We start from the raw sequence: 18,869 nt of genomic DNA, 5'->3' as shown, positions 1-18,869 counted from the left end.
GTAATGGGGTACCGCTTTCAACACTGGTAAAAGGTGTTGGAAGCGGTATTTTTTGTTGGGTTCGATATTGTCGGGCTTAATACTTTTGGAAACGGACCGATTCCGTACAAAACCGCTCAATTCTCTATCCTGGGGTTTAATTAATAGAAAAACGGATTAATTATAAAATTTTTGGCTTAATTATATAAAATCAAGTTTAATTAATTATAAAACTGGACGAATTATTTTCAAAATAGGATTAATTATTTTCAGAAAAAGACAGATAACGCTCTCGGACGCTCAATTCCGGGGAAATCGGCATAATTATAAAATGACAGGCTCAATCCGTGACCGCTCGCAGAAAATTCGACAAAATTCGGGGCGTGACAGGCACCACCCCGGGAGGCACCACCCACGGAAAGCACCACCCCCGACCACCCCCGCTCCCCCCCACAAAATTCCGTTTTGAGTTTCCTGGAATTTATGTAATAATAAGGATAGTTTGTTAAGCTTATGTAAATCTTTTGTGAAGATTGTCAAATAACGTTGTGGGGTGAAGGTGTGTGACGTTTAATGAAGTAATGGCATTAATTATGCCTTCAATCATAGGGCTATTGATTTATTCAAAATTGAAGAAGCGTGATCTGACATGGTTTGAATTCTTCAGTAACCTGGCCTTATTTATGGTAATCACCAATGCCATTTGCTATGGAATTTTAATTTTTATATTTGAAAGAAATTCCCTGTTGTTCAGCATTTCATTTACGATGAAGTACAGTATCCTGGCGATGTTTATTGCAGTAGTCATTGCCGTATTGTATCGAATTGTTGAATTAAATATCAAAATGAATGTGAAAGTGAAAGTTGCCGATGAAAAGAATCATTAAAGCCATCATAACCGTATTAACCTATATTTTATTAGCGACTACTGCATTGGTACTGGCAACAGCGATATATATCAGGCAGAGCTTTCCGGAACAGGGCATTGATGAAATGCTTTTTTACCTCACAAGTGGATTAGAGGGTACGTCCAATGATGTGTTTATTACCGGCATTCAACAGGGTATCATCCCATTTCTAATCATATTATTGTTCCTGATTCTGCCATTGATCAAGTTCAAAAAACGGGAGAATCGTATAGAAATCAGCATCCGAAAGAAAAAGCTTAATATTCACATTTTCCCTTTAAGAAGACTAAGACTTATTTATGCATTATTTACGCTGGCTATAGCATTGTTTGCATGCTATAAGATGCTTGGAGTGGATGAATACCTAGATCAGTTAAATGCTGAATCCACCTTCATCGAGGATCATTATGTAAGTGGCACGGATGTATCTATCACATTCCCGGAAGAAAAACGGAGCCTTATTATTTTGTACCTGGAGTCCATGGAAAACTCCTTCATTGACCGGGAGAGTGGGGGAGGCTGGCCATATACAGTCATCCCTGAGCTTGAGCAAATCGCAAGGGAAAATATCAATTTTTCAAATACAGGTAAAATAGGTGGCCCTTTACCGACTCAAGGGACCGATTGGACGGTAGCCTCCCTTTTTTCAACAACTTCTGGACTTCCCTTAAAAATTCCGGTAGGTCAAAACCGGTATCGTTACTCCGATGACTTCATGCCAGGCGCATATGCGTTAGGGGATATATTAAAACAAGAAGGGTACCAGTTATCCGCCATGTTTGGATCGAATGCCAAATTTGGTGGCCGCAAAAATTATTACAAAAGTCATGGCGACTATAAAGTATTTGATGTCAATACGGCTATTCATGAAGGAAAAATGACGGCAAGTGAAAAAGTGTGGTGGGGCTTTGATGATTCGGACTTATTTAAATGGGCCAAAGAGGAAATCAGTACCTTAGCCCAGGGAGAACAGCCCTTTAACTTCACGTTTTTGACTGCAAACACTCATTTCACAGACGGTTATCTGGAAGAAGGAGCGGGCAACAAATATGACACTCAGTACGAAAATGTCTATGCCTACTCCTCCAAACAGGTGCAGGAATTTGTGACGTGGCTAAAAGGGCAGGACTTTTATGAAAATACAACGCTGGTGATTCTTGGAGATCATCTGAGTATGCAGGGGGGAGGTTTCTTTCCTGCTCACCTCAATAAAGAGTATCAGCGAACGATTTATAATGCCTTTTTAAATACAACAACTAAACCTGTTCAACCAAAAAATCGCACATTCTCCCTGCTTGATATGTATCCGACGATTCTGGCCAGTATCGGAGTGAACATTGAAGGAGACAGGCTGGGACTTGGAACGAATTTATTTTCAGACAAACAGACATTGTTTGAGCAATATGGAAGAAAGCATGTGAACGATCAGCTGGCGGTAAATTCCCGTTTCTATAATCAAAACATTTTGCAGGATGATTATTTGGAGCTATTAAAGCAGGCAGAAGAAGAGCAGGTGAAAGAAAAGAAAGAAGAATAGGGTTTTACTTTTGCATGTTTTTTCATACAGACTGATTCGCTACGTGAAATCGAATCAGTCTTTTTTCCGAAATGGTTTTTATTTTGACAGCATGAGTCGTTTCATGATAAAGAATAAATTGTACACAAATCGGAGTGCTCTATTTCCTCTGTTTTATGTTAATACTGGTATGGAAGCATTAAACGTTCTCAGGAGAATCTTCAGGAGGAATGTTTAATGAGGCATACTGATAGAGGTGATCAGATATGGAAAAGCTGATAACCGTTATGGTACCGGCTTATAATGAAGAAATCGTGATTAAGCAGTTTTACAGCAGAATCAATGAAGTCATTAATGGGATTCGTAACTATCGTTTTGAACTATTATTTGTGAACGATGGAAGCACGGATCAGACTCTGGAGATTATTAAACAATTAAGGGAGACGGATCAGAGGGTATCCTATGTAGACCTGTCCCGGAATTTTGGGAAGGAAGTGGCGATGCTGGCAGGCTTTGACTACGCGAAAGGCGATGCAGTTGTCATTATAGATGCTGATTTACAGGACCCGCCTGAATTAATTGCTGAGATGATTTATTATTGGGAACAGGGCTACGATGACGTCTATGCCAAACGAAGGGATCGTCAGGGTGAATCCTGGCTGAAAAAAGCGACTTCCAAAGCGTTTTACCGTCTCTTGAAAAAAACAACCACGATACCCATTCAGGAGGACACGGGAGATTTTCGCTTACTGGACCGACGCTGTATCAATGCCCTCCGCCAAATCCGGGAGTCTCAGAGATACACCAAAGGATTATTTAGCTGGCTTGGGTTTAAGAAAAAGGAAATCCTGTTTACAAGGGATCCCCGTGCGGCCGGAGAAACCAAATGGAATTATAAAAAATTAATGAACCTGGCAATAGAGGGGATCACGTCCTTTACTACATATCCATTAAAGCTTTCCTCCTATTTAGGATTTTTCATTTCCATTGGGGCTTTCATCTATATGTTTGTCATTATTTTCAAGACCATCTTTTTTGGTGAACCTGTATCCGGGTATCCTTCATTAATGAGCGTCATTCTGTTTCTTGGCGGTATTCAGCTTCTTTCTCTCGGCGTCATCGGAGAATATTTAGGCCGAATTTTTAATGAAACGAAGCAGAGGCCTGTGTACCTCGTGCAGGAATATAATGGGGAAAAGGAATTTGTTATCCATGAAGATCATCAATCATGAAGTTTCTAAATACGCAATTTTTGGGGTATTAACGACGCTTGTCAACATATTAACATATATTTTCCTGACGAAGGTCCTGGCTTTTGATTACAAGACTGCAACCGTAATTGCCTGGATTGCTTCGGTCTTGTTTGCTTATTACACAAATAAAAAATATGTATTCAATGCCCGCTACACGAAGCTGATTCAGACGCTTAAGAGCTTTTTCCTGTTTGTATTTTACCGTCTACTCAGCCTGCTCGTGGACCTGGCAGTGATGTATGTTCTAATTGAGTTTTTCTATTTAGATGATCTGTTAACGAAAATTATTGCGAACGTCGTCGTGGTGATTTTCAACTATATCACAAGCAAATGGCACGTATTTTCAAAAAAGGAAAGAGAAGTTGAATGACATCAACCATCTTTTTTGTATAGAAATGGAGTTTTGGAAATGGGAACGAAAACGAAATTCAGCAGACATCATATATTGATGATTGCGATGATCCTGCTTTCTACGGTTATAACCTTATTCCTGTCGACACAGAAAATAAACTACCATCTGGATGAACTTCTTACATACAGCCTGTCGAACGGAACCGATTATATTAATATTAAACCGGGAGAGACCTACGAATTATACGGCAAGCACCAGGAAAGCTTTCTGACTCCATCAGGGGAGACAAGGTTCAATTATCAAAATGTATGGAAAAACCAGGCCGAGGATGTACATCCCCCATTTTATTATACAATCTTTCATACGATCAGTTCCTTTATGCCGGGGGAATTCACCAAATATATTGGGATTAGTATAAATATTTTCTTTAATGCACTGATTATTTTACTGCTGTATAAGTTTTCAATGCTTATTACAAACAGCAGAAAAGCAGCTTACCTGACCAGCTTGTTCTGGGCTGTGAATCCGGGAATTATGTCGGACATGATGTTTATCCGTATGTACATTATGACGATGTTTTTCTGCTTATTGATATCCTATGTTCATGTTAAGTTTATGAAGGACGTAACCCCCAGCAACAGCAGATTTTTTCTATCTCTGTTCCTGGTGTCTCTGGGCGGGGCTTTAACCCATTATTATTTTATCGTTTTCACCTTTTTCGTCTGTGCATTATTTGTATTCTATTTATTGTATAAAAAACAAATCAAGCACTTGCTGATGTACGTTGGAACCTATATCCTGACGATTCTTGCTGTCCTCGGGATCTTCCCTTCTGTTTATGATCATATTTTTGGCGGGGAAAGCCGGGGCCAGGAGTCCATGGAAAACCTAATGAATATGGGTGATTATCTGGGTTCCATTCAGGGGTTTTGGCGTATTATCAGTAATACCCTATTCGGAGGCGTCCTGCTCATAGCTGTGTTCGCAATCGGGATCCTGCTGATTATGATAAGTCTTCGCAAGCGGAAAATAGTGAAGACTGACCATGACAGGCAAAGCGTGCTCGATCGGCCATCCATCTGGAATATCGTCTATCTGTTGACGACGTGTTCCCTGTATTTCCTGCTGATTGCAAAAATTGCTGTTTATTCAGCAGAAAGATACATGCAGCCAATTTACCCCATCATCATATTAACGTTTACAGCACTACTCTACCATGCCATCCAGTACTTTTCGAAAAGAGCTCCTGTGTTTATCGTTAGTGCGGCCCTGGTTCTGATTTCGATAAATGGATATGTAAATACAACCAATTTTGAATATTTAAGGCTTCAAAGTGAGGAGGCCATTGAACTGGCGGAGAAATACAGTGATAAAGACAGCATAGTAATATTCGACAGGGTATGGAAAATCCCGGCAAGCTACGTAGAATTATCGAACTATAAAACCGTAACTTTCTATGATAAAAGTAAGCTCAATCCCCTTTATCAAAATACGGATTACGACGAATTTGTTCTATATGTTCATGGAGAAGCAGCCCCTATCGTAAAGGATATCGTAAATAAGCTTCCACAAATTATAAGCTACAAAAAGCTTAGCTCCTACGCCTATACAGACGTGTATTATTTACAGTAATGTGGGACGGGGACAGGTCCCTTGTCCTCCTGTCTAAGATTATTCGACAAAATTCGGTGTGACAGGCAGAGCGACCGAGCAAGGTCGTGACATATAGCGGGTGGGATACCTGCCAGGTAAGAGTTAGCCACTCACTTGTAGCGAGTTTTGGAGGCTCAGCCTAATTTACAATTCACATCAATGGCACACTTCATATAAAAAAACCGCATTAAGTCACCATATATTGATGAATTAATGCGGTTTAATGGGGGATTAAACATCTAATGAAGTAGTAATGTCATATTTAGACTTCACTTCTTCTAACCATGTCGAATATTCGTTGTTCACTCTAGTAGCCATTAAATCCTCTCTTACTTTTTCTTTTACCTCTTCAAATTTTGCTTCTTTTGCTTCAAATTTTTCCTCTACCCGAATAACATGAAAACCATTTTCCGTTTCCACAGGATCACTGATTTGTCCAACTTCCATTGAAAAAGCAGCATCTTCAAATGCTTGAACCATCTCTCCTTTGCCAAAGGTTCCTAAGTCCCCACCTGATTCACGACTCGCTTCATCTGTTGAATACTCTTTTGCTAAACTTGTAAATTCTTCACCTGCTTCCAGCTTATCAATTACTTCTTCTGCAGTTTCCTTGTCATCTACTAAAATATGACTGGCATGCACTTCTTCTTGTTGATTATACTGGTCTTTGTTTTCATTAAAATAAGTTTGCAGTTCTTCATCTGTAATGGTAATTCCTTCAGCAACTAATTTATTGGTTGCAAGATACGTTTCAATATCTTGTTCAATGGTTGACTGCTTGATTCCGTTTTCCTCCAGTAAGGACTGAAAGGCTTCCTCACCACCATAATATTCCTGATAATTCGCCATTTCAGCATCGATTTTTTCTTGAGATACTTCCACACCTTGCTTTTCAATTTCCATCTCAATTACTTTTTGTGTGACTAATGAATCTAATACTTCTGCTCCATATTGAGACACCAATACATCATTTAATTCCTGTTCACTAATTTTTGTGTCATCAATTTCCGCAACATATTTTGTTGATGAGTTGTATGAAAAGCCCCAAATTAAAAGAAGCAGGGCAACAATAGAACCGATACCCCAATATATCATTTTTGGTTTTGTCATCATGTTTTTCTCCTCTCTTAATACGTTTATTTGTTCATGATGTCAGAGTTAAATCATTCATTGACTATCTCTATTAAATTAAATTACATTAAATCGTTTTATTATCTACCATTTAAAATTTTCCTAAGAGGTAACCACTTAACTCGGTCAACTTTCACCTTATAAATTTGTGTTGTGCGGTTAAAGTCAAAATCAATCTTGATATATGTGTGATGAAGTTGGTAAAAACCCTTATGGTTCTTCGTTATATTGAGTAAATCAGGGAATTCAGTAAGAATAAATGATCTAACCCTTTGTTAGCTATTCGCTTTTTCCATCCAATTAACATAGTTGCTCTTTTATTATCATCACCTCTTTAGAACACAGAATTATTTTGATGTTTTAATCTCTTACAAAACTCACTTTACAAGGTGAATGTGTCAGGATGATGTCCAAAAAAATTACACTACCTCTATATAATTTTCAGAAATCCGACGAATAGCACGGGGGGACACGGGGACAGGTCCCTTGTCCCATCCCGGGATCCAGCTTTCAACACTGGTAAGAAGGTGTTTGAAGAAAGATTTTTTGCGCGTTTGATGTTTTCAGGCAGGCTTAATACGCGTGTGAACGGACCGATTCCGTACAAAACAGCTCAATTCTCTATGGTTTAATTAAAAGGAAAGCGGATTGATCATAAAATTTTTGGTTTAATTATATAAAAGCAAGTTTAATTAATTTGAAAACAGGATGAATTAATTTGAAAACAGGATGAATTATTTTTAAAATAGGACAGATAACGGTCACGGACGCTTAATTCAAGGAAAATCGGCTTAATTATTAAATTACACGCTCAATCCACCGCCGTGCAACGCCATACACCGAAAATAAAAACCCCCACCTGTCAACCAAGTGGGGAGTCGTCCTCGTCCCATTAGACCGGGACAAGGAACCTGTCCCTCCGTCCCGCGGGAGCCACACAAAAGATTATTCGACAAAATTCGGGTCGTGACAGGCACCAGCAGCACTAACCACCTCCTTTTCCGTCACATAACTCCCTGCCACCCCGAGCACTTCAGCAATCTGTGCAACAATAGGCTGTTCCAGGTAAGCCTGATGCAGGATGTCTTTCTGTTTGAAAATATCCCGGGTCGGGCCCTCAATCTGAACCCGCCCCTGATTAAATACAATCGTCCGCTCAAAAACCTCGGCGGCAAAGTCCATGTCATGAAGGATGCAGAGGACGAGCTTTCCCTGATTACGGAGCTCATAAATGATTTCCTTCAGCGTTTCCTTTCCTTCATGGTCCTGTCCCATGGTCGGTTCATCAAATATAACAATATTGGGGTCCATGGCCAAGATGGAGGCGATGGCGATCATTTTTCGTTCGGACAGGCTTAAATCGTAGGGATTCGTGTCCACGTATTCGTCCAGTTTAACTTTCCGCAGTGCCTCCATAGACTTCTCCCTGGCGTCCTGCTCATCCATCCCGATATTCAGTGGTCCGAACATGACTTCGCTGATGACGGTATTTTTAAAGACCTGGTCATTTGGATTTTGGAAGACGAGTCCAATTTCCTTCGCTAGGCTGGCTACGGTATAATCCTTAGTGTTTTTTCCATTAAGGACGATCTCGCCCTCTGTGGGAACAATCAGCCCTTTAAGCAATTTGACAAACGTGGATTTGCCCGCACCATTTTGTCCCACAATAGCGGTGGCTGCTCCATTCAGCGTCAAATCGATGCCTTTCAAAACATCATTTCCAGCTGTATAGGAAAAAGATAGATTTTTAATTTCGATGGAGTTCATAGGTATCACCAATTTCCCGGGACAGTTCCTTGAGTGTAACAGGATACAGTCCGTTTTGTTTATTTTGAATGCCCAGAGATTTACTGATTCTCGTTACTGCAGGAGCAGTCATTCCGTAGTCCTCCAGATCGTCACGGGAGAAGACCTCGCCCGGGCTGCTGTAATCGATCAATTTGCCGTCGTGCATGAATAGAATTTTATCTGCATAGCCGGCCATTTTATCGATTTTATGCTCGGCCATAATAATCGTGATGCCTTCCTTCCTCAGGTTTTCGATCACTTTAAATACTTCATCTGTTCCTTGAGGGTCCAGTTGGGATGTTGGTTCGTCGAGAATGAGAATATCGGGTTTCATGGCGATCACACTGGCAATGGCGACCCGCTGCATTTGTCCGCCCGACAGGTCAAAAGGATTTTTGTCCTGAATGCCGGTAATGTCAAGCAGCTCCAGGCTTTCATCAATTCTATGAATCATCGTCTCTCTGTCTAAGCCCATATTTTCCAGTCCAAAAGCGATTTCCTCGTACACGGTATATTTTGATCCGGTCATTTGGGAGAAGGGATTTTCGAATACCAGCCCGACATGCGAGGAAATTTCGCCGATTTCATGCTGCCTGACTTCCAGTTCATTGATCAAAACTTTTCCGCCGTAAGCTCCGTTAAAAAAGTGGGGGACAAGACCGGCCAGTGCAAAACAAAGGGTGGACTTCCCAGCTGTATTTTTTCCAATCAGACCGATATACTCGCCCTGTTCCACATCAAAGGAAAGATCATTTAACACGAGCTTATCAGTGTCCGGATATTTATATTTTAAATTTTCAACGCTTATGATCCCCATGTCACAATCCTCCAAACAATGGCTGCTATCAGTGCCGTCCATAATAGAATCTGAACCAATTTCTGGTAGCGGTATTCCTTTGATACGTTTAAAAAGGACCTTTGACGATTGGCATTAAACCCTCTGACTTCGAGTGCAATCGCCCGCTCCCGTGTCACGTTCAGCGAGTTGAGCACGACGGGGCCAATTAGCGGAAAGAAGGCTTTCATACGTACGAGCAGATTTCCTTCTGTTTCCATACCTCTTGAACGCTGGGCATCCGTGATTTTTCCCATGGTGGCACGCATTTGCGGAATCAGCTGCAGAACGGACAGCAAAACATAGCCGATTTTAGGCGAGAGCCCTTTTTTAATCAGCGCTTCCACCAGTTCATCATGCCGGGTTGTTAAAATTAAAATGCCAAATGACATCACCATGTTCATCACCCGCAACGTCAGCAAGGCTGCGTAGCTCAATCCTTCCTGATAAAAAGTGAGAAACCCGAGGGAAAAGAGCTCCGTTTGATTTTCCGGGTGAAAAAAGCCCTGAACAATAATGATGGAAATAATTAAAATAATACTTAAGCCTAATATCGGAACAATTTTGCGAAAAACCTTTCCTAAAATAAGCAAAATCAATGTAATCATGGCAACGGTAAAAACAAACGTCACCTCAGGAATGATGTATGTGATGGCAATGCTCACCATCACATACAAAAGCTTTGTTAGCGGATGTGTATTGTGTAAAATGGAATTTCTGTCTACGTACAGGGTCATTGTGCTCATCAGAATCATCCTCTATAGTTGTTCAATTTTGTCACTGCTGCGGAAAATCGTGTTGAAGTTCTTTGGAAGGCCTTTAAATATGAAATAACTGATAATGACGGATGCGATTTTGTCAGGAACATCGACAACGAAACTGTCCCCAAACGAAGCGAGCCATACCGGGACGTTATTGGATACTAAGAAGGCATAAAAAGCATCTCCCCACACGTTGCCGGTCTGACCGCCCCAGAAAATGATATTCAGAGGGGTTGAGATGATCGCCGCTGCAATCCCTACGACAAAACCAATGACAATCGCGGTTTTTACATTTTTCAGCCAGCCCTTATAAGCCATAACCCCGACAATCAGACCGATGGCACCACTGGTAATGGCGTATACTGTGGAAATAGGATCTACGGTGATTCCATAAATAATATTGTTAATGATTCCTGATAAAGCACCAATAATAGGTCCTGCCAGCATACTTGCTAAAACGGTCCCGATCGAGTCGAGCCACAGAGGCAGCTTTAACAATCCCGCAAATAATTTCCCTAAGTAGTTAATCCCGATGGCTGCAGGAATTAAAGCAATCGCGGCTGTTGAGAGCTTGAAAGACCACATACTCGTTTTACTCATTTCCAGTTCCTCCCTTAAAAATTAAAATGTATTGTGAATAGAAGCAATAGCCTCTAATGCCACCTGAATGGAATATCTTTCACCTTGGATTGGCAGGCTTTCCCCATCAACAAGGTCATTGATTCCGGACTGAAGATTCCCTTTTGACGGAACCACGACATTTAAAATTGATGCCGTCCTTATTCCTCGCAAAGCTCCGACGACAAACAATGTGGAGGTTTCCATATCGGAGCCGAGGACTCTTCGTCTAGACCAGTAGTCCTCTATTTGTTCTTCCTTATCGGTATAAAAACTATCATGACTTCGGACAATCCCTGTATGATAGGGGATATTCTTTTTGGAAGCGGCAGCACGGATTGCAGAAACCAGCTGATCATCCGCTACAGCAGGAAAGCCGGCTTCAATATAGGCATTGGTTGTACCCTCATCACGAACGGCCCCTGTAGCAACAATTAGGTCACCTAAATGAATGTGGTTCTGCATCGATCCGCTGCTCCCAACCCGGATGAGCGTGGTTACCCCAATATTGGCCAATTCCTCCACCGCAATCCCGGCTGACGGCCCGCCGATCCCCGTCGAAACAACCAGAACGGGAATGCCCTTATATTCTCCAATGATGCTTTTATACTCACGGTTAAAAGCCAATTCTTTCACGTTATGAAAATGCTTTTTGACCTGATCGACCCTCTTTGGATCCCCCGGGAGCAATGCATATTTTGCCTGAATTTCTTCGGTTAATTGAAGGTGTGGCTGCATTTCAGTGCCCATAAATAATCTCCCTTTCTATTCCAGCAAACTATTTTCCTTTTCATCACTCAGAAGTTGAGGATGGGGAACAATAATTCCATCTTCCTTGAACTTAATGACGTTCTTTTCAGCTAACTCCCGCAGGACCCGATTCACACTTCTTAACGTAACCGCGTGCAGTTCACTCATCTGGCTCTTGCTGACTCTCACAATATAATGATTACGCTGATAGGGGACCATTTCCTTTAATATAAAATCACAAAGACGATACTTGAGCGGATAGAGACTATCGACCCCCGCCTTCATCGCAAGGTTATATAAATATTTCGCCAGACGCCGGTTGAAATAAAAACTCATATGATGATCTACACTCATCCACTCAAGAAAATCTTTTCTATCGATGCTGATCAACGTTAAATCTGTTAACGCTTTCACATTTGAAACAGAAGAATACTGGTCAAAAATTTCAATCTCCCCAATAAAATCCCCTTTCTGATATATCGCCTGTGAATACGTCCTGCCGTTTTCGGAGGTGACGTAAATCTTCGCCGTCCCCTCAACAATGATATAAAAACGCTGGATTGAATCGCCCTGATAAATAACAATATCTCCCTGACTGATTTGATCCACAGACATTTTCTTCAGGAATCGATAGGGGCACTCTTTCACCATTTCATGTACATGATTATATTCCTCTATCAGCTCTGTCAGTTTCTCCATCCCATCAACTTCCTTCTTTTATTTTATAGGATTCGATCAATAGAGGACAGGACATCTGTCCACCCAGGATTGCTAATTTAAAGAAATTTCAGTTAAATCATAACCCATTTCGAGAAAAATGTCTCCCCATTCGACAAAATCCGGGCGGTGACAGGCACCACCCCAGTGGAGCAGGTATGCCCAGGGGCGCTATTCTCCTTCGGGGGGACAGAGGGACAGGTCCCATGTCCCTTTTAAGGTTTAATTAGTAGAAAAGTGGATTGATAGATGTATTAAAGGTTTAATTAGTAGAGATTTGGATTAATAAATATATTTCAGGCTTAATAAAGAGCTATGGGATCAATAAAATACATTTTAGGCTTAATCACAATAAATAGGGCTTAATCTTTTTATAAACAGGACGAATTAATTTTGAAACCGGACAGAAAAATTTTTAAATAGGACAGAATGGAAGAAGAAGCGCTTGATTCAATAAAAAAACGCTCAATTTTTAATACCTTACATTTATGCAGAGATAATCTTCTTCCCTCTAACCGGCCATTCTTTAGAATCTTGGGGGTTTGTCAAATGCTCTTCTAGACTAACTTTCTATAGGGGGGGGCCACCACACAGCTATCACTTGGTACGAACACCATTACCCCAAAATATGCTACTATTGAACTATACAAACGAATTCAAAAAGAAGGCAGGGGTTTCTATGAGCGACATGATTTTTGATATTTCACCTGACAAGTACCAGACGTTAAGTGAATCTGAACGGTTTTTGTTGAAATATATTTATGACCATTTAACGGAAACTTCTAAAATGTCTATCGTAAATTTAAGTGAAAAAGCAAATGTCTCAACAGCTACAATCGTCCGCTTGATGAAAAAGCTTGGGTATAATGGCTATACATCCTTTAAATACAGCATTCACGAAAAGCTCTCTACCCCGGATGATGAACCATCAGAGTTAAAGGATATAGACATGGAAATCAAACAGGCAATTTTTAAGAATGAACATGAAGTGGTAAAGACCATTCAAATGCAATCGATCGGCATGATAGAGGATGCGATACAAAAAATACAGGATGCTGATAAAATTTATGTTTTCGCAAGAGGCTTTTCAGAGATGATAGCTTCCGAAATGACCACAAAACTCCAGCTATTAGAAAAGAACTGCGAGATGCATAATGACCCAAATATTATTCGATTAAAGTCAAAAAAGCTCAAACAGAGGGAACTGGCAATTTTTATTTCATTAAGTGGGGAAACAAAGGAATTAGTAGAAGCTTGTAAAAATTTACGCATTAATAACATAAGTACTATCACTTTAACAGCAAAAATGGACTCTAGCCTAGCTTCTTTATCGGAATTATTCTTTTTAGGTTATAAAGATTCTCACTCCTATTTTCCTGACTATGAAGTTCGCTCGAGACTTCCGTTACAGGTTATCTCAAGAATTATTTTGGATGCCTATGTGATTCGTATGACGTAGAGATATTTGCCCGGGAATTTGTCCTCCATAGAGGCTTTCCTGGGTTTTCTTTTTATATAAACCTAAAGAATTGAATATATGAAAACCCTTTTACACATCCTGAAAACCTTTACATTAAATTATGTGCGATAATGAAATCAAGATAAAGGAGGTGGTTGGATGATATATACTTGTACGTTAAATCCGGCGATTGATTTATTTGTTGCAACAGAGAATTTTAAACCCAATCAGGTCAATCGAACCTATGATGAAGACTATCAGGCTAATGGAAAGGGAATTAATGTATCTATTATGCTTAAAAAGTTAGGTGTTGATAGCACTGCATTAGGTTTTGTTGCGGGATTTACCGGGTCTTATATTAAAGATGAGTTAAAACGTTTAGGCATTCATACAGATTTTGTAGAAATAGACGGAATCACCCGTGTGAACATTTTCGTTCATAATGATGATGAGGAATATAAAATTGTGAATAGAGGCCCGGAGGTAGAGCAGAAAAGCATTTATCAAATCAAGCAAAAAATCGAACAATTACCGGACCATTCAATACTTTTTGTATCAGGGAGCGCGCCACAGGGCGTTGATGAAGCCATTTATGAAGAAATTGCAAAGGTTTCCGATCAAAAAGGAATACACCTAGTCTTAGATATTAGTTCAAAAAATCTATTAAACTGTCTCCCTTATCATCCATACCTGATCAAACCAAATCGAGAGGAGCTGGCAAAATTATATAACCGTGATTCGATAACAGATGAAGAGGTTATTGAATTAGGCTATGACCTTTTAGATAAAGGATCCCAGCGTGTATTGATCAGCTTGGGAGAAGAGGGTGCAGTATATATCGATCATGACCATTTAGTAAAAGTCTCATCCGTAAATGGGAGCGTTGTAAATACAGCGTGTGCAGGAGATACAATGCTTGCAATGTTTGTTCAGAAGTTACAGGCAGGGTTCTCTATTGGAAAAGCATTAACCTATGCATCGGCAGCAGGAGCTTCAACTGCTTTTTCAAAAGGACTTAGTGATTTAAGCGACCTGAATGAGCTAGTTCAAAAAATTAAAATAGAAGAAAATGTAAAAGGGGGAATCAAACATGAGTAAGATTAAAATTGTCGGTGCCACAGGCTGTCCAACAGGAATTGCACATACATTTATGGCTGAAGAGGCACTAAAAAAAGCTGCCGAAAAATTAGGTGTAGAAATCAAGGTTGAAACACACGGCCAGGTAGGTGTTGAAAATGAGTTAACCAAAGCTGAGATTCAAGAAGCTGATGGTGTCATCATTGCTGCAGATAAAGACGTAAATGCAGGCAGATTCGTTGGAAAGCCAACCATCGATGTGTCGGTAGGACAAGGGATTAAAGATGCTGAAAATTTAATTCAGCAAATTATCGATGGAAAGGCACTCCCTTACAAGGGAAATGGAAGTAGTTCAAGTTCTGATGCTGCAGAGGAGGAATCATCTGAAGGAGGATCAGGTGTAGGCCGAACCATTTATAAACACTTAATGAACGGTGTTTCCCACATGCTTCCATTTGTTGTTGGTGGTGGTGTGCTGATAGCTTTATCCTTCTTATTTGGGATTCACTCAGCTAATCCAGATCACGAACAATATAATGAGTTCGCAGCATTTCTGAATAGTACAGGTGGTGTGGCCTTTGGACTTATGGTTCCAATTTTAGCTGCATTCATTGCTCAATCGATCGCACAAAGGCCAGGTATGATTGCTGGTTTTGTTGGCGGTGTAATTGCTAATGATGGTGGAGCAGGCTTTTTAGGCGGAATTGCTGCCGGCTTTATCGCAGGTTACATTGTTGTCTTATTGATGAAACTCTTTAAATCGCTGCCACAATCTTTAGAAGGGTTAAAAGCAATCTTCTTGTATCCGCTTATCGGGATATTATTAACCGGTGGAGCGATGAAAATTATTGTAGGACCAATGACAACCATAAACGAAGGTATGATGAATTTTCTTTCAAACTTCCAGGATTCCAACCCGATTCTTTTAGGCTTAATAGTTGGATGTATGAGTGCATTTGACATGGGTGGACCAGTGAATAAGGCTGCTTATCTTACAGGTACAGCATTGCTGTCAGACGGAAACTTCTATTTCATGGCAGGTGTATCAGCCGCATGTATTGCACCACCATTGATCATCGCATTTGCAACCGTATTCTTCAGAAAATATTTTAATGAGCAAGAGAGAAACGCTGGTATTCTAAACTTTATTTTAGGTTCGACGCATATTACTGAAGGAGCTATACCATTTGCAGCTAAGAACCCGCTTGTAGTCATTCCTATTTTAATGGTCGGTTCATCTATCTCGGCAATTCTAACTTACCTGTTTAACGTACAAGTACCGGCACCACACGGAGGATTCTTGGTATTACCTGTTGTTACTAACGCAATCTTATGGGTTGTAGCGATTTTAATCGGATCTTTAGTAGCTGCCTTTATTTACGGGGCTTACAAGAAACGTTCTTACTTAAAAAATGAAGTAGGTGTTGAAGATGCAGCATAATCAATTATTAGATAAAGAATTAATCCAATATAACACTGATTTAAATTCACAGGCGGAAGTGTTTGAACAAATTGCGTCCCTTGCTATTAAGCAGGGGATTGCAACAGATAAAGAAGCTGTTGTGAAGGGACTTATTCAACGTGAGGAGGAAAGCACAACTGGTTTTTATAATGGTTTTGCTATCCCCCATACAAAGGATTATTCTATCAAAAAGGCTGGAATTGTGATTTTGGTTAATGATAATGGGATTGAATGGGATTCAATGGACGGTGAACCTGCGAAGTTTTTTATTTCCTTGCTGATCCCTGACGAAGAAGGCGGTTCTACACACTTAAAAGTATTATCTGCTATTTCCAAAATGCTTATTCATGACGATGTTCGATCAGAATTATCAGAAGCCAAGAGTTCGGATGAGATCTATGATATTATCAATGGTTTTTTAAACGAGCATATGAATTAACAGGTAAAGATGGAGGTCATCCCAGTATGGGTATCATAGCGATTGATATGGATGGTACGTTGATTAACAGTCACCATCAAATTAGTAAGGAAAACATTGCGGCAATAAAAAAAGCACTGAAGCTTGGACATGAGGTTGTCATTGCTACAGGTAGAGCGCAATTCGATGTTAAGAAGATCCTGGATGACATCGATCTATCTTTATACACAATTGGGGCTAATGGAGCTACCATCCACTCTCCTGCTGGAACTAATATTCTCTCAGAATCAATGCCAGAGGCCCAAACCAGAAGAATTGCAGACTGGTTGAATCAGCAAAACTTTTATTATGAAATGTTTTGTGAAAGCGGGATTTATACCCCTGTTCAAGGGAGAGAGATTCTTAAGAGCGAGTTGAAAGAACTGGAAATTCACAGTTCAAAAATAGAAATGGAATCTATGGAGCAAGCGTATGAGAAACAAGTAGGACAAACCGGTTATGTATTCATGGAAAGCAATGAAAAGGTGTACCAGGATAAACAGAAAGTTTACAACATACTGGCCTTTTCTTTCCTGGATAAAAAAAGGATAAATGGATGGAATCATTTTGCAGGGGAAAAGGACGTAACGCTTGTTTCCTCATCACCATACAATTTTGAGCTAGAGCACCCTAGAGCCTCAAAAGGAAATGCGCTTAAATACCTGGCACAGGTGCTGAACATGAGTTTAGACAATTCTATTGCAATAGGTGACAGCGGAAACGACATTTCCATGTTCAAGGCTGTTTCCCATAGTTATGCGATGGAAAATGCAAAGGATTATGTCAAGAAAGAAGCAGATTATATTGCCATATCGAATGATCAGAACGGCGTCGCCAGGGTTATTCATAGCTTTCTAGATAATGAATAATTTTGGAGCATGGTACGCGCATCATGCAAATGAGGAGGATAAATCAATGAAATTAACACCAGGTAAAAAAAGAGGATTAGATGCAATCTCCAATCATAACCATATTGTACTGGCAACTGCTATGGACCAGCGCGGTTCATTGGGAAAAATGATTAAGTCCTTCAATGAAAACATTTCATATGGAGATGGACTTACGAACTTTAAAGTAGGAGTAAGTGAAGTCCTGGGCAATCAATCTTCATCCCTACTTTTGGATCCTGAATATGGTTGGAAGGCGGCTGAGAAACTGGAGGACTCAAGAGGACTCATTATGGCCTACGAAAAAACGGGCTACGATACGTCAGAAAAAGGTCGACTTCCCAACTTAGTAGACTTTTATGCCGTTCAGGATTTGGCTAATTCAGGAGCAGATGCAATCAAGCTATTGGTCTATTATGACACGGAAGAAGAAGAAAAATATAATAATATAAAGAAAACTCTAATTAAACGAGTGGGCGATGAATGTAAGGAAAATGATGTGCTGTTTATTCTGGAGCCTGTATCATACAGTGCTGATGGACTTGATTCAAAAGGTGTCGAATTTGCCAAGCGAAAACCACAAATTGTTGAATATTTCATGGAAGAATTCTCAAAAGAGGAATATGGTATTGATTTATTAAAAGTAGAAGTACCCGTTCAGGTTTTCCATATTGAAGGTAACGAGCAGTACGAAAATTACGAACCGGTATTTACAGCGCAGGAAGCAGGGTTTTACTACAGGAAATGCTCAGAAAGAAGTAGGCTACCGTTTATTTACTTAAGTGGTGGGGTTACAAATGAACAGTTTATTGATACCCTGCATTTTGCTAAAGACTCAGGATCTGCCTTTAATGGCTGTCTATGTGGAAGGGCCATTTGGAAAGAAGGCGTCCAGCCATTTGCAAAAGATGGGAAAGACAGATATTATGAATGGCTTCAATCTACAGGTGTTCAAAACCTTAAAAAAGTAACCAAGGCCATTGAAGAAACAGCCACCCCATGGGACACAGTTTTAGTGTAGATTAAATAAATTTATGAAAGGCTAAGCGAACCTGTATAATCCAGGGTCGCTTAGCCCTTTTTCTCAAAAAATTGTTGGGTCGTAACAAAAACTACCCGAGCGATACTGTCCTTTAAAGCAGTATCGCTCGGGTAGAGTAAATTTATAAACTCAATCGGTTGATTCTGATCTAATCTATCAATGATTCGTTGTGATACTTATGGGAAGTAGGTGGAACAGTAGGGAAGTAAGTATCCTGTCCAACC

At 40.2% G+C, this 18,869-nt stretch carries 18 protein-coding genes; 11 read left to right on the top strand and 7 right to left on the bottom strand.

Annotation, left to right across the window (positions count from 1 at the left end; translation table 11 throughout):
* The first annotated feature begins 560 nt into the window (after positions 1 to 560).
* The 5 genes from ABD006_RS05095 (at position 561) to ABD006_RS05075 (ending at position 5,640) form a co-directional block, all read left to right on the top strand.
* Positions 561 to 866 (top strand): hypothetical protein, encoded by a 306-nt coding sequence (locus tag ABD006_RS05095; protein WP_343838362.1) that lies wholly within the window; start codon positions 561 to 563, stop codon positions 864 to 866.
* Complete coding sequence (locus tag ABD006_RS05090; RefSeq protein ID WP_343838360.1) at positions 850 to 2,424, top strand: LTA synthase family protein; 1,575 nt, start codon at positions 850 to 852, stop codon at positions 2,422 to 2,424. Before ABD006_RS05095 ends, ABD006_RS05090 begins: the two co-directional genes overlap by 17 nt.
* Before the next feature lie 245 nt (positions 2,425 to 2,669).
* A complete protein-coding gene (locus tag ABD006_RS05085; protein ID WP_343838357.1) occupies positions 2,670 to 3,635 on the top strand; it encodes a glycosyltransferase family 2 protein in 966 nt (321 codons plus the stop codon).
* Positions 3,616 to 4,026, top strand: a complete 411-nt coding sequence (locus tag ABD006_RS05080) for a GtrA family protein (RefSeq protein WP_343838355.1) — start codon at positions 3,616 to 3,618, stop codon at positions 4,024 to 4,026. The genes ABD006_RS05085 and ABD006_RS05080 overlap by 20 nt, the downstream gene beginning before the upstream one ends.
* A gap of 39 nt (positions 4,027 to 4,065) precedes the next feature.
* A complete protein-coding gene (locus tag ABD006_RS05075) occupies positions 4,066 to 5,640 on the top strand; it encodes a phospholipid carrier-dependent glycosyltransferase (RefSeq protein ID WP_343838353.1) in 1,575 nt (524 codons plus the stop codon).
* A gap of 252 nt (positions 5,641 to 5,892) precedes the next feature.
* Here the strand turns inward: ABD006_RS05075 and ABD006_RS05070 are convergent, their stop codons facing one another.
* The 7 genes from ABD006_RS05070 to ABD006_RS05040 form a co-directional block, all read right to left on the bottom strand.
* The gene (locus ABD006_RS05070; protein WP_343838351.1) at positions 5,893 to 6,771 is read right to left on the bottom strand and encodes a peptidylprolyl isomerase; all 879 of its coding nucleotides are present in this window, start codon (positions 6,769 to 6,771) and stop codon (positions 5,893 to 5,895) included.
* 966 nt (positions 6,772 to 7,737) lie between these two features.
* Positions 7,738 to 8,559, bottom strand: coding sequence for an energy-coupling factor ABC transporter ATP-binding protein (locus ABD006_RS05065; RefSeq protein WP_343838349.1), 822 nt, complete (start codon positions 8,557 to 8,559; stop codon positions 7,738 to 7,740).
* Positions 8,540 to 9,397, bottom strand: coding sequence for an energy-coupling factor ABC transporter ATP-binding protein (locus ABD006_RS05060; RefSeq protein WP_343838347.1), 858 nt, complete (start codon positions 9,395 to 9,397; stop codon positions 8,540 to 8,542). Before ABD006_RS05060 ends, ABD006_RS05065 begins: the two co-directional genes overlap by 20 nt.
* The gene (locus tag ABD006_RS05055; RefSeq protein WP_343838345.1) at positions 9,385 to 10,161 is read right to left on the bottom strand and encodes an energy-coupling factor transporter transmembrane component T family protein; all 777 of its coding nucleotides are present in this window, start codon (positions 10,159 to 10,161) and stop codon (positions 9,385 to 9,387) included. Before ABD006_RS05055 ends, ABD006_RS05060 begins: the two co-directional genes overlap by 13 nt.
* A 12-nt stretch (positions 10,162 to 10,173) precedes the next feature.
* Positions 10,174 to 10,776, bottom strand: a complete 603-nt coding sequence (locus tag ABD006_RS05050; protein ID WP_343838343.1) for an ECF transporter S component — start codon at positions 10,774 to 10,776, stop codon at positions 10,174 to 10,176.
* Between the two features lie 21 nt (positions 10,777 to 10,797).
* Positions 10,798 to 11,544 (bottom strand): nucleoside phosphorylase, encoded by a 747-nt coding sequence (locus ABD006_RS05045; protein WP_343838341.1) that lies wholly within the window; start codon positions 11,542 to 11,544, stop codon positions 10,798 to 10,800.
* A 15-nt stretch (positions 11,545 to 11,559) separates the two neighbouring features.
* Positions 11,560 to 12,243, bottom strand: a complete 684-nt coding sequence (locus tag ABD006_RS05040) for a Crp/Fnr family transcriptional regulator (protein ID WP_343838339.1) — start codon at positions 12,241 to 12,243, stop codon at positions 11,560 to 11,562.
* A gap of 697 nt (positions 12,244 to 12,940) precedes the next feature.
* Here ABD006_RS05040 and ABD006_RS05035 point away from each other — a divergent pair.
* From ABD006_RS05035 to ABD006_RS05010, 6 genes are all read left to right on the top strand, one after another.
* Positions 12,941 to 13,720, top strand: coding sequence for a MurR/RpiR family transcriptional regulator (locus tag ABD006_RS05035; protein ID WP_343838336.1), 780 nt, complete (start codon positions 12,941 to 12,943; stop codon positions 13,718 to 13,720).
* A 159-nt stretch (positions 13,721 to 13,879) separates the two neighbouring features.
* A complete protein-coding gene (gene pfkB, locus ABD006_RS05030; protein WP_343838333.1) occupies positions 13,880 to 14,818 on the top strand; it encodes a 1-phosphofructokinase in 939 nt (312 codons plus the stop codon).
* Positions 14,811 to 16,238: a PTS fructose transporter subunit IIC gene (locus tag ABD006_RS05025; RefSeq protein WP_343838331.1), complete on the top strand. Its 1,428-nt coding sequence runs from the start codon at positions 14,811 to 14,813 to the stop codon at positions 16,236 to 16,238. Before pfkB ends, ABD006_RS05025 begins: the two co-directional genes overlap by 8 nt.
* Positions 16,228 to 16,698: a PTS sugar transporter subunit IIA gene (locus ABD006_RS05020; protein ID WP_343838329.1), complete on the top strand. Its 471-nt coding sequence runs from the start codon at positions 16,228 to 16,230 to the stop codon at positions 16,696 to 16,698. The genes ABD006_RS05025 and ABD006_RS05020 overlap by 11 nt, the downstream gene beginning before the upstream one ends.
* 26 nt (positions 16,699 to 16,724) lie before the next feature.
* Positions 16,725 to 17,585 (top strand): Cof-type HAD-IIB family hydrolase, encoded by an 861-nt coding sequence (locus ABD006_RS05015; RefSeq protein ID WP_343838327.1) that lies wholly within the window; start codon positions 16,725 to 16,727, stop codon positions 17,583 to 17,585.
* A 46-nt stretch (positions 17,586 to 17,631) separates the two neighbouring features.
* Positions 17,632 to 18,624 carry a tagatose 1,6-diphosphate aldolase gene (locus ABD006_RS05010; protein ID WP_343838325.1) on the top strand — a complete coding sequence of 331 codons (993 nt, stop codon included), beginning with the start codon at positions 17,632 to 17,634 and terminating at the stop codon, positions 18,622 to 18,624.
* Positions 18,625 to 18,869 lie beyond the last annotated feature (245 nt).

The organism is Salinibacillus aidingensis (genome assembly GCF_039522525.1).
Taxonomy (GTDB): domain Bacteria; phylum Bacillota; class Bacilli; order Bacillales; family Alkalibacillaceae; genus Salinibacillus; species Salinibacillus aidingensis.
The sequence above is the reverse complement of the archived record's forward strand: the minus strand, read 5'-3'. Positions and strand labels throughout refer to the sequence as shown.